General features: G+C 67.9%; 16 protein-coding genes. 12 read left to right on the top strand and 4 right to left on the bottom strand.

Annotation, left to right across the window (positions count from 1 at the left end; all coding sequences use genetic code 11):
* Positions 1-136: 136 nt before the first annotated feature.
* Positions 137-499 carry a DUF4307 domain-containing protein gene (locus ACFQDH_RS23425; protein ID WP_382404771.1) on the bottom strand — a complete coding sequence of 121 codons (363 nt, stop codon included), beginning with the start codon at positions 497-499 and terminating at the stop codon, positions 137-139.
* A 100-nt stretch (positions 500-599) separates the two neighbouring features.
* Here ACFQDH_RS23425 and mca point away from each other — a divergent pair, with 100 nt between their 5' ends.
* Entirely contained in the window at positions 600-1,559 is a 960-nt protein-coding gene (mca, locus tag ACFQDH_RS23420) for a mycothiol conjugate amidase Mca (RefSeq protein WP_382404770.1), read from the top strand.
* Positions 1,552-1,833: a hypothetical protein gene (locus ACFQDH_RS23415; RefSeq protein WP_382404769.1), complete on the top strand. Its 282-nt coding sequence runs from the start codon at positions 1,552-1,554 to the stop codon at positions 1,831-1,833. Before mca ends, ACFQDH_RS23415 begins: the two co-directional genes overlap by 8 nt.
* A 26-nt stretch (positions 1,834-1,859) precedes the next feature.
* Here ACFQDH_RS23415 and trhA read toward each other — a convergent pair whose 3' ends face one another.
* Entirely contained in the window at positions 1,860-2,561 is a 702-nt protein-coding gene (trhA, locus tag ACFQDH_RS23410; protein ID WP_382404768.1) for a PAQR family membrane homeostasis protein TrhA, read from the bottom strand.
* 118 nt (positions 2,562-2,679) lie between these two features.
* Here trhA and ACFQDH_RS23405 point away from each other — a divergent pair, with 118 nt between their 5' ends.
* The gene (locus tag ACFQDH_RS23405; RefSeq protein WP_382404767.1) at positions 2,680-3,441 is read left to right on the top strand and encodes an isoprenyl transferase; all 762 of its coding nucleotides are present in this window, start codon (positions 2,680-2,682) and stop codon (positions 3,439-3,441) included.
* A 56-nt stretch (positions 3,442-3,497) separates the two neighbouring features.
* Here the strand turns inward: ACFQDH_RS23405 and ACFQDH_RS23400 are convergent, their stop codons facing one another.
* Complete coding sequence (locus ACFQDH_RS23400; RefSeq protein WP_382404766.1) at positions 3,498-4,568, bottom strand: S66 peptidase family protein; 1,071 nt, start codon at positions 4,566-4,568, stop codon at positions 3,498-3,500.
* A gap of 341 nt (positions 4,569-4,909) precedes the next feature.
* Here ACFQDH_RS23400 and ACFQDH_RS23395 point away from each other — a divergent pair, with 341 nt between their 5' ends.
* The 3 genes from ACFQDH_RS23395 to ACFQDH_RS23385 all read left to right on the top strand — a co-directional run bounded on the left by ACFQDH_RS23395 (position 4,910) and on the right by ACFQDH_RS23385 (position 7,816).
* Positions 4,910-6,253 carry a PhoH family protein gene (locus ACFQDH_RS23395; RefSeq protein ID WP_382404765.1) on the top strand — a complete coding sequence of 448 codons (1,344 nt, stop codon included), beginning with the start codon at positions 4,910-4,912 and terminating at the stop codon, positions 6,251-6,253.
* A gap of 256 nt (positions 6,254-6,509) precedes the next feature.
* Positions 6,510-7,310, top strand: a complete 801-nt coding sequence (locus tag ACFQDH_RS23390; protein ID WP_382404764.1) for an aggregation-promoting factor C-terminal-like domain-containing protein — start codon at positions 6,510-6,512, stop codon at positions 7,308-7,310.
* 119 nt (positions 7,311-7,429) lie between these two features.
* A complete protein-coding gene (locus ACFQDH_RS23385; protein WP_382404763.1) occupies positions 7,430-7,816 on the top strand; it encodes a hypothetical protein in 387 nt (128 codons plus the stop codon).
* 28 nt (positions 7,817-7,844) lie between these two features.
* Here ACFQDH_RS23385 and coaA read toward each other — a convergent pair whose 3' ends face one another.
* Entirely contained in the window at positions 7,845-8,807 is a 963-nt protein-coding gene (gene coaA, locus ACFQDH_RS23380) for a type I pantothenate kinase (RefSeq protein ID WP_382404762.1), read from the bottom strand.
* A 105-nt stretch (positions 8,808-8,912) separates the two neighbouring features.
* On the opposite strand from coaA, the gene glmS reads away from it, so the two are divergent.
* Genes glmS through tsaE form a run of 6 tightly spaced genes read left to right on the top strand, consistent with a single transcriptional unit; the run spans position 8,913 to position 15,361 of the window.
* Positions 8,913-10,766, top strand: coding sequence for a glutamine--fructose-6-phosphate transaminase (isomerizing) (gene glmS / locus ACFQDH_RS23375; RefSeq protein ID WP_382404761.1), 1,854 nt, complete (start codon positions 8,913-8,915; stop codon positions 10,764-10,766).
* Positions 10,767-10,768: 2 nt separating this feature from the next.
* Positions 10,769-11,119, top strand: a complete 351-nt coding sequence (locus ACFQDH_RS23370) for a holo-ACP synthase (RefSeq protein WP_382404760.1) — start codon at positions 10,769-10,771, stop codon at positions 11,117-11,119.
* An 11-nt stretch (positions 11,120-11,130) separates the two neighbouring features.
* Complete coding sequence (locus ACFQDH_RS23365) at positions 11,131-12,609, top strand: NAD(P)H-hydrate epimerase (protein WP_382404759.1); 1,479 nt, start codon at positions 11,131-11,133, stop codon at positions 12,607-12,609.
* Between the two features lie 56 nt (positions 12,610-12,665).
* A complete protein-coding gene (gene alr, locus ACFQDH_RS23360) occupies positions 12,666-13,829 on the top strand; it encodes an alanine racemase (RefSeq protein WP_382404758.1) in 1,164 nt (387 codons plus the stop codon).
* A 28-nt stretch (positions 13,830-13,857) separates the two neighbouring features.
* The gene (locus ACFQDH_RS23355) at positions 13,858-14,904 is read left to right on the top strand and encodes an alpha/beta fold hydrolase (protein ID WP_382404757.1); all 1,047 of its coding nucleotides are present in this window, start codon (positions 13,858-13,860) and stop codon (positions 14,902-14,904) included.
* A 40-nt stretch (positions 14,905-14,944) separates the two neighbouring features.
* Entirely contained in the window at positions 14,945-15,361 is a 417-nt protein-coding gene (tsaE, locus tag ACFQDH_RS23350) for a tRNA (adenosine(37)-N6)-threonylcarbamoyltransferase complex ATPase subunit type 1 TsaE (protein ID WP_382404756.1), read from the top strand.
* Positions 15,362-15,377 lie beyond the last annotated feature (16 nt).

Genomic DNA, 15,377 nt, shown 5'->3' with positions numbered 1-15,377 from the left:
TTAGGTCGATGGACCTGTCAAACCGTTGGTCAAACAATGAGGTCCGGGGCCGCTCCGGCATGTGGCTCGGAGGCTGGTCCCAGACCTTGGGTATAGCTGTCAACCATAGCACCGCCGGTGCCGCGACCCGAATTGTTCAGCGGTACTCGCATTGGTCGACGATGCCGGTCACGGCCTTCGCAACCGTGGGGATGGTGCGCGTGTACTCCGTGGTGCGGAAATTGCTGGGGGGCAATTTCACCGTGAGCACGCCGACCCGGCCGTGGCTGATGTCCTGTGCCTCCAGCACACACGTGACCGGTTTGCCGTCCTGGTTCGTGACGTAGAACGTGACCTGCACACTGCGGTCGTTCTTGACGTCGAACGGGCCGTTCTCCCAGCTGACTCCGCGAGTCGCGGAGATGCCCCACCACACCGCGCCCGCCGTCATGATCAGCACACCGATGATGCCGATGACCCACCACTTGCGTTCCTCGGGTGCGGGTCGGGGGATCTTCATGAGGTGAGACAATAGGTTGCGAACTCGGACGATCCCCGGTCGCCCCCTCCGGCGGCTTGAGCGGATCGCCCCCTGAGCACAACTTCAAGGAGTGCAGCACGTGACTGAGGCCCTGCGCCTGATGGCAGTGCACGCCCACCCCGACGACGAATCGAGCAAGGGGTCGGCCACGATGGCCCGCTACGTCGATGAAGGTCACCCCGTCATGGTCGTCACCTGCACCGGCGGCGAACGCGGTGACATCCTCAATCCAAGACTGAAGGGCAACGCGGACATCGCGCGGGACCTGCCCGAGGTGCGGCGCGCCGAGATGGCGAAGGCACGCGAGATCCTCGGCGTCGAACAGACCTGGCTGGGTTTCGTGGATTCCGGTCTGCCAGAAGGCGATCCGCTGCCGCCGCTGCCCGAGGGTTGCTTTGCGCTGGAGCCGCCCGAGATCACCACGGAGGCGCTCGTGCGAGTGATCCGCGAGTTCCGTCCGCACGTCGTCACGACGTATGACGAGAACGGCGGCTATCCCCACCCGGACCACATCATGACCCACGACGTGACCGTCGCGGCGTTCGAAGCGGCCGCCGACCCGGAGGCGTTCCCGCACGCCGGAGCCCCGTGGCAGCCGTTGAAGCTCTACTACGACCGAGGCTTCTCCAAAGCGAAAATGGTCGCCTTCCACGAGGCGCTGTTGGAGGAGGGGCGCGAGTCGCCATACGCGGAGTGGCTGGCGCACCGCCAGGACCGTCCGGAAGGCCGCGTGAGCACCCGCGTCGAGTGCTCGAAGTACTTCCCGGTGCGCGAGCAGGCACTGCTGGCGCACGCGACCCAGATCGACCCGGACGGCACCTTCTTCGCTCTCTCACCAGCCGATCAGGGAAGGATCTGGCCGACCGAGGAATTCGACCTGGTGCGGTCCTACGTGCCGCTCACCGAGGATGAGGACGACCTGTTCGCCGGGCTGCCGGCCGACGTGGGGGCTGCCGATGCGATGGCGACCGGCGGAGTCGGCGAGCCGATCGTGGACGATGTGAAGCAGCGAGTGGCGCAGGAGGCGACCCATGGGTGACGGTGGCAACGAGAGTGTGACGATCACTGCCGGCATCTGGGGTTTCCTCGTGCTGTTCGGTCTGGCGATCGCGTGCTGGCTGCTCTTTCGGAGCATGAACAACCACCTCCGGAAGGCGCAGTGGCAGGAGGAGCACGACCACCCGGTTCGTCAACGGATCCCCGCTGCGCAACCGAAGACCGCGGCACCGACGGAGACGCCCTCAGACCCACCGACGGAGACGCAGCTGGACGCGCCGACGAAGGCGCCGGACGGGCAAGCCGAAAAGACCTGAGCCCGCTGCGTTTCCGGCCGACAGATTCAGCGGTGGTGACTGTAGATCGCGAGTGACGCCGCGATGTAATGCGAGACGAACGCAAGGATCGTCAACGAATGGAAGACCTCGTGGAAGCCGAACCACTGCGGTGACGGGTTCGGCTTCTTGATGCCGTAGACGATGGCGCCGAGGGTGTAGAGGCCACCGCCGACAGCGATGAGCGTCATCACCGCGGCGCCGCCGGCGTCCAGTAGCGGACCGAAGTAGAAGATCGCCACCCAGCCGAGTGCCACATAGATCGGCGTGTAGAGCCAGCGCGGCGCGCCGACCCAGAAGACCCGGAAGAGCACTCCGAGGATTGCCCCGCCCCACACCAGCAGTAGCAGGCTGAGTTCCTGGGAGCCACGCAACAACGTCACGGCGAACGGCGTGTAGGTGCCGGCGATGATCAGGAAGATGTTGGAGTGGTCCATCCGCTTGAGCGTCCGCTCGACCTTCGTGGACCAGGTGCCGCGGTGGTATGCCGCTGACGTCGCGAAGAGCAGCACGGCCGTGATGGCGAAGGCAGCAGCACCGAGACGTTCGCGGGTGGTGGGTGCCAGACACACCAGCACGATGCCGGCGGCAGCGGCGAGTGGCGTCATACCCGCGTGCAGCCAGCCGCGAAGCTTCGGTTTGACCGAGCGCACCAACTCGGCTGCATCCTGCTGCAGCGTGCGTGCGGCCGAAGGGCGCGACTCGATCATGAGTCAAGAGTAAGTGACTTCGATCGGGCCGAATTCCACGCTGACTGGTCGATGAGCGGTGCGCCTCGGCATACTCTGGAAGTCCGCAGGCTCGACAACAGGAAGTGGGGGACGACCGATGCGCGTCAGTGATCTGCTCTATGCCGCATATGAGCGGCACGTGCGCAGGTCTCTGCCGGAGCAGAACCTTCCTCGGCACGTCGGCGTCATGCTCGACGGCAACCGCCGCTGGGCCAAGGCGCGCGGGGCACAGACCGCTGACGGTCATCAGGCGGGTGCCGACAACATCAAGCCGTTGCTCGGCTGGTGCGAGGAAGCCGGCGTCGAGGTCGTCACCCTGTGGCTGCTGTCCACCGACAATCTGAACCGTTCACCCGTGGAGTTGAAGCCGTTGCTCGGCATCATCGAGGGTGCGGTCGAAGGCCTGGCGGCCGAGCAACGCTGGCGGTTGCACCCCGTCGGCGCGCTCGACCTGCTGCCGGATTCCACTGCTCACGTGCTCAAGGAAGCCGCCGAGTCCACGGCCGGCGTCGACGGGATGATCGTCAACATCGCCGTCGGGTATGGCGGACGGCGGGAGATCGCCGACGCGGTCCGGGCGATGCTCCAGGAGCACGCTGCTCGCGGCACGTCCATCGAGGAGTTGGCCGAGACTCTGGACGTCGAGCACATCGCGCAGCATCTCTACACCAAAGGCCAGCCCGACCCCGACCTGGTGATTCGCACGTCAGGCGAGCAGCGACTCGGCGGGTTCCTGCTCTGGCAGAGCGCGAACTCCGAGTTCTACTTCTGCGAGGCCTACTGGCCGGACTTCCGGCGCGTCGACTTCCTGCGTGCACTGCGCGCGTATGCCGTGCGCGACCGCCGGCTCGGCAAATAGCCGCTTATGCTTGTCGAGTAGGGCGAGCCGCTAGGCGAGTCCGTATCGAGACCTCGTCATCCGAAATGGGCTGTGATCGTTTGTGATTCGCCGTCGACGGTGATGCTGCCGCCATACGGCAGGAGCAGCTGTGGGCTGGTGTGCCCGAAGTCCACGTCCATTGCGACGACGAGGTCGGGGTTGTATTCAGCGACCGCGCGCAACACCACTTCACGATGCTCGGCGCGCTGCTTCGAGGCAGCGGACTCCGTGGTCGGGTGCTCGTGATCGCTGACCGGCGGTCTCCCCCACAAGAATGCGGAGGCCGACCCGAGAATGCCGCGCTCGCCGAGGTTGCGCAGTAGGCGGTGGTTCTGGTCCGGCGTGGGCATCTCCTCGTGCGGCTCGAGCAGCAGGACGGCACCCCTGTAATCATCGACAGGACGCATCCAGCGGTTCGCCGCGAGCGTCCACTCCACGATCTCCAGGCAGCCGCCCCAAGTGGGCCCGGTCACCGTGCGGCGCGGACCGCTCCAGGTCCAGGGTTCGGCCGGGAGGTTGGGTGCGCGATCGGTCAGGGCGCGCGGGTCGTCCCAGCGGATGCCGACGTCCCGGGTTCGGGCCGGTGCCACCAATCGGAAGTCGCCGCCGAAGAGCGCAGCACGTAGCGAAGCCAGGTGCTCCTCGTCCGGAACCGGCCCGAGATGCACCTGGGTCGATCCGCCATACACGCCAGCAATGCCGTGGTACCAAAGGTAATTCAGCAGGTTGGTGTTGTCGCTGTAGCCGAGGAAACGCTTCGGGTTCGCCCGTATGACGTCCGCATCCAGGTGCTTCAGTACGGTGATCTGGTCGTCGCCGCCGATGGTCGACATGATCGCGCGAATGCTGGGGTCGGCGAACGCGGCGTTCACATCCGCAGCCCGTTCGGCCGCGGAGCTGTCGCGCCGGGTCGTCGGCAACTCGACCGGCTCCACTCCGATCTCATCGCGCAACCGCCGCAACGCCTGCTCGTGTATGGCGGGGAAGTGTGCCGGCGCCGCCCAGCTCGGCGAGAGGATCGCGACCCGATCGCCGGGTTGCAGGGGAGGGGCAGCACGGGCGAGGTCATGCGCGCCATCCAATCGGTCGCGAGCCGGCAGCGGCAAATGGATTCGTGCGCTTTCGAAGCGCCGCGGAAGACGCCGCGATGTGACGTCTGGTGCTGGTGGGGTCAACGTGACCAACCGTTCGACGGGCAGCCGACCTGCCGGTGAACACTCGGTGCGCAGGTCGCGTGTCGTGCGGTGTGTCGGCTGGTGATCGAGGGAACCAGTCGTAGTGTCGATCTCGACGCACCGCGATCCCCGTGGGGCGTTCGGGAGGCCCGAGATGGAGCGATCGTTGCTCCGGACGGAGGGCCGGCACCGGTCCTTACGGGCCCGGTCCCGGCACCTGGTCCGAGAGTAAGTCACGCGGCGCGACATGCCGTGTGACGCAGGAGATCGTTATGGCAACCAGCTCCCAGCCCTCCGCTTCGACGTCCACCGCAAGCCCGCGTGCTGTCCGCACCTACGTGCTCGACACCTCCGTCCTGTTGTCCGATCCACGAGCCATGACCCGTTTCGCCGAGCACGAGGTCGTGCTGCCGGTAGTGGTCGTGACCGAGTTGGAGGCCAAGCGTCACCATCCAGAGCTGGGCTACTTCGCCCGGTCCGCGTTGCGTGCGCTCGATGATCTGAGAGCGACTCATGGCCGCCTTGATGCGCCCGTCCCGATCGGGGACGGCGGCACGTTGCGGGTGGAGCTGAACCACACCGACCCACAAGCCCTCCCGAGCGGATTTCGCTTGGGAGACAACGACACTCGCATCCTGGCAGTGGCTCGGAACTTGGCGAACGAGGGCCGGGACGTCACGGTCGTCAGCAAGGACATGCCGATGCGGGTCAAGGCGTCCGCCGTCGGCCTCAATGCGGATGAGTACCGCGCCGAACTCGCTGTGGACTCCGGCTGGACCGGGACCACCGAGCTCGATGTCCCGCCCGACCTGCTCGACACGCTGTATGACGAGGGGCGAGCCGAGATCCCGGAAGCGGCCGATCTGCCGACCAACACGGGAGTGGTGATGCTCGGGGCCGGCAGCGGCAGCAGCGCCCTCGGGCGGGTGATGGCTGACAAGTCGGTCCGGCTGGTCCGCGGCGACCGCGACGCCTTCGGCCTGCACGGTCGGTCTGCCGAGCAGCGCATCGCACTGGACCTGCTGCTCGATCCGGACGTCGGCATCGTCAGCCTCGGCGGCCGGGCGGGCACCGGGAAGTCAGCGCTCGCGCTGTGCGCAGGACTCGAGGCGGTCATGGAGCGCCGTCAGCACAGCAAGGTCATCGTCTTCCGCCCGCTGTATGCCGTCGGCGGCCAGGAACTGGGTTACCTGCCGGGCACCGAGAACGAAAAGATGGGTCCGTGGGCCCAGGCGGTCTTCGACACGCTCGGTGCGGTCGTGTCACGCGAGGTGACCGAGGAGGTCATGGACCGCGGGCTGCTCGAGGTGTTGCCGCTGACCCACATCCGCGGTCGTTCGCTGCATGACGCGTTCGTCATCGTCGACGAAGCGCAGTCGCTGGAGCGCGGCGTGCTGCTGACGGTGCTGTCCCGCATCGGTCAGAACTCCCGGATCGTGCTCACCCACGACGTGGCGCAGCGCGACAACCTCCGGGTCGGCCGGCACGACGGAGTGGCCGCGGTGATCGAGAAGCTCAAGGGTCATCCGCTCTTCGGCCACGTAACGCTGCATCGCAGTGAACGCAGTCCGATAGCGGCCCTGGTGACCGATCTGCTGGAAGGATCTGACGCCTGACCGACCCGCGGCCGCAAAATTTTCTGACACCGAATATCTCGTTTCGGTAACGCGGCGGTCGACTTTCGCGATAACGTACCTGCGACGCGCTCGACAATGCGTGATCCGCAAGGGTCCGAGAGGCGTGATTCTCCTTCAGAATCACGGCCGTGCGAGTGCGGCAGTGTGATGCGACAGAGCCAAGGGTTCTGTCGCATCGCTCTGCCGGGCTTGCAGAGCGCGTCAGTCATGTCTTCCCCCGAAAGGCTGCTGCTACATGTCTCGTCCCGTGGGACGTCACCGCGCCCGTCGCGACACTGGGATCGGCGCACTCCGCCGGCCAGCCGTTGCCGCAACCGCAGCGATCTCGACCGTTTCGGTTGCTGCCGCCGCATACTCCACCGCTGCGAGTGCCAACGCAGCCGTCGTCGGCACTGCCCAGGCCAAACTGCTGCTCACGGCCTCGACCTCGACCGCCCTGCGCGCCGCCAACTCCGGCGTGGCCGCCGACGGACAGGCTCAGCTCGTCGCGGCGCAGCAAGCAGTGAGCGCCCGCAAGTCGGCCGACGCCAAGTCGCGCTCGGCGGCAGCGGCGCGCACCGCCGCCGCGGCCAAGCTGCAGAGCGTGGCGAAGTCGAGCGTTGCGGCCGCGCGGAAGGCAGCCGACGAGAAGGCCGCCGCGAAGGCTGCTGCGGCGAAGAAGGCCGCCGAGGCCAAGCGGGCGGCAGCCGCGGGCACCTCCCGCGACAGCACCCGGCCACCGGCCGCGTCCTTCAGCGGCAGCCCGCAGGCCTACGCATCCTCGATGCTCGCGTCATACGGCTGGGACCAGGGTCAAATGGGCTGCCTGGTCAGCCTCTGGAACCGCGAGTCCGGCTGGAACGCCAGCGCCATGAACGCGTCCTCCGGCGCCTACGGGATCCCGCAGTCGCTGCCCGGTTCCAAGATGGCCAGCGCCGGTGCCGACTGGCGCACCAACCCCGCCACGCAGATCCGCTGGGGCCTGGGCTACATCAAGTCGACCTACGGTTCGCCCTGTGGCGCCTGGGGGCACTCGCAGGCCACCGGCTGGTACTAAACGGCCGGTACTGAACGCCGAAGCCGACTGCCGTCCGGGCCGCTGGCCGGTATGGTCTGCGAAACGCCGACAGGCCACTGTCGGCAACGCTTTCCGAACGACGGGCTACTTTGAGCACCATGCTCCTGCACAAGCGCTGGTTCGTGGCGACCTATTGGGTCGTCGCGGTGTTGCTGATCGCCGTCGGCGGTGCGCTCGGAGCGAAATGGGGTGACAGCCAGGCACCGACCTTCGACAACGAGAAGAAGGGGTCGGTGCCGGCGAACGGCGTCTCCCACTTGCTCTATCAACTCTTCGGTGGTGTCCTGCTGGCCCTTGTCGTGGCCGCGGTGTTCGCCGGTGTCTGGCTGCTGCTGTGGGTGCGTACCCGCCGCGCGGAGCAGGCGTTCGCGGGCGATGAGTACGACGAGGACGATGCGGACACCATGTCTGTTGACGACGTGGAGCACATGTTCGACGACGAGGCGGATGACGAGGAGTTCTCGGACCCGTCCGAGACCCGCTGACGCCTCGCGAGAGCCCGCGTGGGCTGGTTCAGATCTTGCGGAGGCGAATCCGGGTCACGTTGTGGCTCGCGTCCTTGCGCAGCACCAGCGTCGCGCGACTGCGGGTCGGCGCGACGTTCCGCTCCAGGTTCGGACCATTGGTCGTCTCCCAGATCTGCCCGGCCCGCTCGACTGCCTCTGCGTCGGTCAGCGCGGCATACCGGTGGAAGTAGGAGTTCGGGTCGGCGAATGCCGTCTGCCGCCAGCGCAGGAAGCGCTCGACATACCACTGCTTGATGTGGTCCTCGCGAGCATCGACGTAGACCGAGAAGTCGAAGAAGTCCGACACCGCCAGCGTGCCGCGCTGGTCGGTCGTCGGCGCCGAGGGCTGCAGCACGTTGAGGCCTTCGACGATGAGCACGTCGGGCTGCTGGAGGGTGATCTGCTCGCCCGGCACGATGTCGTAGCTCAAGTGCGAATAGACGGGCGCTGTCACGTGCGGTGCACCGGACTTGACCTCGGTGAGGAATCGGATCAGCTTGCGCCGGTCGTAGGACTCGGGGAAACCCTTGCGTTGCAACAAGTTTCGACGCTCGAGCTCGGCATTCGGGAAGAGGAAGCCGTCGGTGGTGACCAGGTCGACACGCGGCGCGCCGGGCCAGCGGGCGAGCAGCTCCCGCAGGATGCGGGCAGTGGTCGACTTGCCGACCGCAACCGATCCGGCGATGCCGATCACGAACGGCGTGCGGGCCGGGCGCTCGCCGAGGAAGTCGGTGGTGACCCGGTGCAGCCGACCGGTCGCGGCGACGAAGATGTTGAGCAATCGGGAGAGCGGCAGGTAGATGTCCTCCACCTCCGGCAGGTCGAGACGGTCCCCGGTGCTGCGAAGCCGCCGGACGTCCTCGCCGGTCAGGCTCATCGGATGGGAGTCGCGCAGGCCGATCCAGGCCGCTCGATCGAACTCGAGGTATGGCGACGGGACAGGCATGCGGCTGCGAGACACGCTGGCCATTGTCCACGACCAGCCGCCGCTCGCACCCGCGGTCCCGTGCCCTTTCCGGGTGGAAGCGCGGGGCGGATTCACCCGGTGCCCGGTTGATCAGGTTCAATTGCCCTCATGTGTGGAATCGTCGGGTATGTCGGCCCCCAGATGAGTGCTCGTGCCCAGGACGTAGTGATGGAGGGCCTGGCTCGGCTCGAATACCGCGGTTACGACTCGGCCGGGATCGCACTGCTCGCGGATGACGGCGTCGAGTCGCGCAAGCGCGCGGGCAAACTCGCCAACCTGATCAGCGACATCGGTCAGCACCCGCTCGCTACCTCGCGCACCGCGATCGGACACACCCGCTGGGCGACGCACGGCGGACCGACCGACGCCAACGCACACCCGCACCTGGGCGGGCCGGACGGCAAGCTGGCGCTGATCCACAACGGCATCATCGAAAACTTCCACCCGCTGCGGACCGAGCTCTTGGGAGCGGGTGTCGACTTCGCCTCCGAGACCGACACGGAGGTCGTCGCGCATCTGCTGGCCAGGGCGTATGACGGCGACCTGACCGCCGCGATGCGTGCTGTCGTGGCCCGGTTGGAGGGCGCGTTCACGCTGCTCGCCATACATGCCGACCAGCCGGGTGTTGTCGTGGGAGCACGGCGCAACAGCCCGCTCGTGGTCGGTCTCGGCGATGGCGAGAATTTCCTCGGCTCGGACGTTGCCGCGTTCATCGGCTACACCCGCGAGGCGATGGAGCTGGAGCAGGACCAGATCGTCACGATCACCCCGGAGCGCGTCGACGTCATCGGATTCGACGGCGAGGCGGCGCGGGGCAAGACCTTCCATGTCGACTGGGACGCCGAGGCCGCTGAGAAGGGCGGCTACGAGTGGTTCATGGCCAAGGAGATCCAGGAGCAGCCGCAGGCCGTCGCCGACACGCTGCTCGGTCGCACCGGCGAGTCCGGCGAGCTGGTGCTCGACGAGTTGCGCATCTCCGAGGCGCAGTTGCGAAACGTCGACCGGATCACCTTCGTCGCGTGCGGCACCGCGGCATACGCGGGCATGGTCGCGAAATATGCGATCGAACGCTGGACCCGGATCCCCGTCGAGGTCGCGCTGGCGCACGAATTCCGTTACTGCGACCCGATCGCCGACGAACGCACCTTGGTCGTGTCGATCAGCCAGTCCGGCGAGACGATGGACACGCTGATGGCCGTCAAGCACGCTCGCGATCTCGGCGCGCTCACCGTGTCGATCTGCAACACGCACGGCGCGACCATCCCGCGCGAGTCCGACGCCGTGCTCTACACCCACGCCGGTCCTGAGGTGGCGGTCGCGTCGACCAAGGGCTTCCTGGCGCAGATCACCGCGTGCTACCTGCTCGGGCTCTATCTCGCGCAGCTGCGCGGGGAGTCGTATGCCGACGACGCACGCGTCGTGCTCGGCGAGTTGCAGGAGATGCCGGACCGCATCACCGAGGTGCTCGACCGGCTGGACCGGGTCCGCGAGATCGCGCACTTCATGGCCGACACCCGGTCGGTGCTGTTCCTCGGCCGCCATGTCGGCTTCCCGATCGCGCTCGAGGGTGCGTTGAAGCTGAAGGAGCTCGCCTACATCCACGCCGAGGGCTTCGCGGCCGGCGAGCTGAAGCATGGCCCGATCGCGCTGATCGAGCCCGGTCAGCCGGTTTTCATCGTCGTGCCCGGCCCGGACACCCCGCACGGCCTGCACGGCAAGGTCGTCTCCAACATCCAGGAGATCCGTGCTCGCGGCGCACGCACCATCGTCATCGCGCAGGACGGCGACACGGCCGTCGAGCCGTTCGCCGACGAGGTGATCCGGGTGCCCCGCACGTCGCCGATGCTGCAGCCCCTGCTGACGGCGGTGCCGTTGCAGGTCTTCGCGATGGAGCTGGCCAACGCCAAGGGCCTGGATGTCGACCAGCCGCGCAACCTGGCCAAGTCCGTGACGGTCGAATAGTCATGATCGTCGGAGTCGGCATCGACGTGGTCGACGTGGAGCGGTTCATTGCCAAGCTCGACGCGACACCGCGGCTCCTGGAACGACTCTTCGCCGAGCAGGAGCGCGACCTGCCGCCGAACTCCTTGGCTGGGCGCTTCGCCGCGAAGGAGGCACTGGCCAAGGCGCTCGGTGCACCCGTCGGACTGCACTGGGTCGACGCGATCGTCGTCAAGGACGACGTGGGCAAGCCGTCCATGGAGTTGCGCGGCTCGGTTGAGGCCCGCGCGAACCAGCTCGGCATACGCTCGTTGCATCTGTCGATCTCGCACGATGCGGGCATCGCATCCGCGGTGGTCGTTGCCGAAAGCTGAGGTTCAACAACATGATTCGTGCGTATGACGTGCCGGCGGTCCGTGCCGCCGAGGATGCCATCCGGGCAACGCTGCCCGACGGTGAGCTGATGCAACGTGCCGCAACCGGGCTGGCGCAGGTCGCCGCCGCGCGGTTGTCCGAGGAGGGCACCGACCGGGTGGTCGTGCTCGTCGGTGGTGGCGACAACGGCGGCGACTCCCTGTATGCCGCAGCACAATTGGCCGCGGACGGCATCGACGTGGCCGCGGTCCTGGTCGGCTCGCGAACGCACGAACAAGCTTTGGCCGCAGCCCGTGAGGGCGGAATGGCGATCTTTGAATGGCGCTCCGGTGCAGTGCCGGTCGAGGTGCGCGAAGCGCTCGCTGGCGCGGACCTGGTGATCGACGGGATCCTCGGCATCGGTGGGCGGCCCGGCCTGCCGGAGCATCTGCGCGACCTGCCCGACCTGATCGCCGACGATGCGCTGGTGCTCGCGGTGGACCTGCCGTCCGGTCTCGACCCGGCGGGCGAGGTTCGCAGCGATGCGATCTTCGCGGACGAGACGGTGACCTTCAGTCTGGCCAAACCGGTGCATCTCATGCCTGCGACCGAGCAGGCGATCGGCCTGCTCACCGTGCTGGACATCGGCGTTCCAGAACCGGGAACAGCTGCGCTGCAACGGTTTTCGCACGCCGACGTGGCTGGCGCCTGGCCAGTGCCAGCTCCGGGGGACGACAAATACTCCCGCGGTGTGCTCGGAGTGATCACCGGCGGTGAGCACTACACCGGCGCCGCGCTGATGTCGGTCACCGCGGCGGTCACGGCCGGTGTGGGTATGGTCCGGTATGTCGGGCCAGAAGCGCCGAGCAACTTACTGCGCCAGGCGGTCCCGGAGGCAGTCTTCGGCACCGGGCGGGTCCAGGCCTGGCTGATCGGGTCCGGCATGGACCTCGACGACTCCTCCCAGGAGCAGCTGTCGGCCGCGCGTGAGGCGCTCGCCTCGGACCTGCCGATCCTCCTCGATGCCGGTGGCTTGGACCTGCTCGAGCAGCCGCGAACCGCGCCGACCCTGCTGACGCCGCACCTTGGCGAGTTGCTGCGGCTGGCAGGCCGGCTCGGCGTACGAGGTGAAGATGGTGAGCTGACCACGGACGACGTGCAGCGTGCACCGACGGTCGTCGCACGACAGGTGGCAGACCTGCTGCAGTGCACCGTTCTCGTCAAGGGTGCAGTCACCGCCGTGGTGCCGCCCACGGACAGCGGGTTGCCGGTGGTAACGCAGGCCGACGGGCCGACCTGGCTCGCGACGGCGGGCAGTGGCGACGTCCTCGGCGGTGTGTGCGGCGCGTTGCTCGCTGCCGGGCTGGACCCCCTTCATGCCGGCGCCCTCGGGGCACTGGTGCACGGAGTCGCTGGCGAGCGGGCCAACCCCGGTGGCCCGGTGCGCGCGATGGATGTCGCGCACGAGCTCGGCCGCACGGTCGCGCATCTGCTGCGCCTACCCGGCTGAGGCGACGCCGAGGTCGGTCCGACGGCGAGAGGTAGCCAGGTGCCACACTTGCCCCTGTGAATGACCAGCCGAGTGCCCTTCCTGGCGGCGTGCCCGCGCGGGTGATCGTCGACCTCGACGCGATCGCCCACAACGTCGGGGTGCTGCAGCAGCACGCCGGGGATGCGATGGTGATGGCCGTCGTCAAGGGCGACGCCTACGGACACGGCCTCGTCCCGAGCGCTCGGGCGGCCTTGCGCGGCGGCGCGCATTGGCTCGGGGTCGCGCAACTGCAGGAGGCACTCGCGCTGCGTGGCGCCGGCGTCACCGCCCCCGTCCTGAGCTGGTTGCACGCGCCCGGAATGGATTTCACCCAGGCGATCACGGCTGACATCGACCTCGGTGTGCCGGCGGTCTGGGAGATCGACGCAATCGCCGCCGCAGCACGCGAGACCGGCAAGACCGCTCGGGTCCAGCTCAAGGTTGACACCGGGCTCGCCCGCAACGGGGCGTTCGGGCCGGACTGGCCGCTGCTCGTCGACGCGGCCCGACGACACGTCGCGGACGGAACCATCGCGGTGACAGGCGTTTTCACCCACTTCGCGTTTGCCGACGCTCCGCATCACCCGTCCGTGCAAGCGCAGCAGGTGCGGTTCGCCGACGCGGTGCGCGACTGTGAGCGCGCCGGTTTCGACCTCGAGGTGCGGCACATGTCCAACTCGGCGGCGACCCTGACGACACCGCAGGCGGCCTTCGACATGGTTCGTCCGGGGCTGGCTGTCTATGGACTCTCGCCGGTCCCCGACATCGGCGGGCCGTCCCGCTTCGGGCTGGTCCCCGCGATGACCGTCACCGCGAATGTGACTGTCACCAAACGAGTTCCGATCGGTCAGGGCGTGAGCTACGGGCACACATACGTGACGCCGCGGGAGACGACGCTCATCGACGTCCCGTGCGGGTATGCCGACGGTGTGCCGCGCGCAGCCTCGTCCAAGGGTCCGGTGCAGGTGGGCGGCCGGCAGTTCACCGTCGCGGGTCGGGTCTGCATGGACCAGTTCGTCGTCGACGTCGGCGACCTGCCGGTGCAGGCCGGCGATGAGGTCGTGCTCTTCGGGAACGGCGCGAACGGCGAACCGATGGCGCAGGACTGGGCCGCGGCCACCGACACCATCAGCTACGAGATCGTCGCGCGGATGAGCTCGCGGCTGCCGCGCATCTACCTGGACTCTCGCGAGCGCTAGGCGCGGACTGATCGGGTTGGGCATCGGTGTGGCAGCAGCCGGCGTGGCGACCGCGGCCGGTGTGGGCACCGACCGTGCGCTGCGGGCACGCCGGAAGGACCGTGCGGTACTGCGCTCGGCCGATGACCCCGAGCTCGAGCAGCGCGGATCGGTGGTCGTCGCCGACGACGGTGTCCCGCTATATGTCGAGATCGACGAACCGGCCGGCAACTCGGACAACACAGACGCGAAAGCCACGACGGTGTTGCTCGTGCACGGCTATGCGCACAGCCAGGCTGTCTGGGCGCAACAGCGTCGCGACATGCACGAGGCCGGTTATCGCGTGGTGTGCGTGGATCTTCGTGGACACGGCCGGTCGGGGGAAGGCGACGATCCGTCATACACGATCGCGCAGTTGGGCCGTGACCTCGCGAGCGTTGTCGAGCAGGCGATACCGGACGGCCCGGTGGCGCTGGTCGGGCACTCGATGGGCGGTATGGCGCTCATGGCGCTGGCCGAGCAACGCCCGGAGCTGGTGCGCGACCGGGTGGTCGGCGTCGCACTGATCAGCACCAGCGCCGGCGGCCTGTCCGAGGTGAACTTCGGACTGGGCAAGCAGTTGGGTGCCGTCGTGCACCGGCTCGGGCCTGGTGCCGTCGCCCGTGCCGACCGGCAACAGAATGCGTTCAACACGGCCCGACTGCTCGGTCGGAACGTGGAATCCGCTCTGGTGCATAGGTATTCGTTCGGCGGCCCCGTGCCGAAGGACGTGATCCGGGATCTTGCCGAGATGATCTTCGGGACTCGCCTGCACGTGATCGGCGCCTACTTGCCGACCCTGATGGAGCACGATCGCAAGGCTGCGCTCTCGGCCTTCGAAGGGGTCGAGACGCTCATCATGCACGGCACCCGCGACCGGATGACGCCCATCGCGCATGGGGAAAGCATCGCCCGCTCGCTGCCGGGAGCAGAGCTCGTCGTGGTCAAGCGCGCGGGGCACGTGCTGCCGCTGGAGACACCCGAGGTGGTCAGCGCGCAGCTGCTGGCGTTCCTCGAGCGTGCTGAGCGGTCGGCGCAGGAGCAGGACACGAAGTGACTGCGCAGGTGCGACTCGAAGACGCGGAGGCCACCCAGGAGTGGGGGCACGACTCGGCAGTCTCCTACGGGCGGGCGACCTGGTCGTGCTGACCGGCGGCCTCGGTGCGGGCAAGACGACCCTGACCCAGGGAATCGGTGCCGGGCTCGGCGTCCGCGGCCCGATCACCTCACCGACGTTCGTCATCTCCCGGATCCATCCGTCTCTCGTCGACGGTCCGGCGCTCGTGCACGTCGACGCCTACCGGCTCGGCGGCTCCGCCGAGTTGGACGACCTGGACCTCGACGCCGAGATCGCCGGGTCGGTCACCGTCGTCGAGTGGGGGTCCGGGCTGGCAGACGACCTGGCTGAGTCCCGCCTGGAGCTGGTCCTCGAGCCCGACGGTGACGCCCGCGTCGTGACCTTGTTGCCCACCGGTCGGCGTTTCCACGACCTGGTGCAGCACGTCATTCGGTAGGGACCGGGGCGCGCCG

Origin of the sequence: Flexivirga alba (assembly GCF_042661025.1) — a bacterium.
Lineage (GTDB): Bacteria > Actinomycetota > Actinomycetes > Actinomycetales > Dermatophilaceae > Flexivirga > Flexivirga alba.
This window is presented reverse-complemented; position numbering and strand designations above follow the sequence as displayed.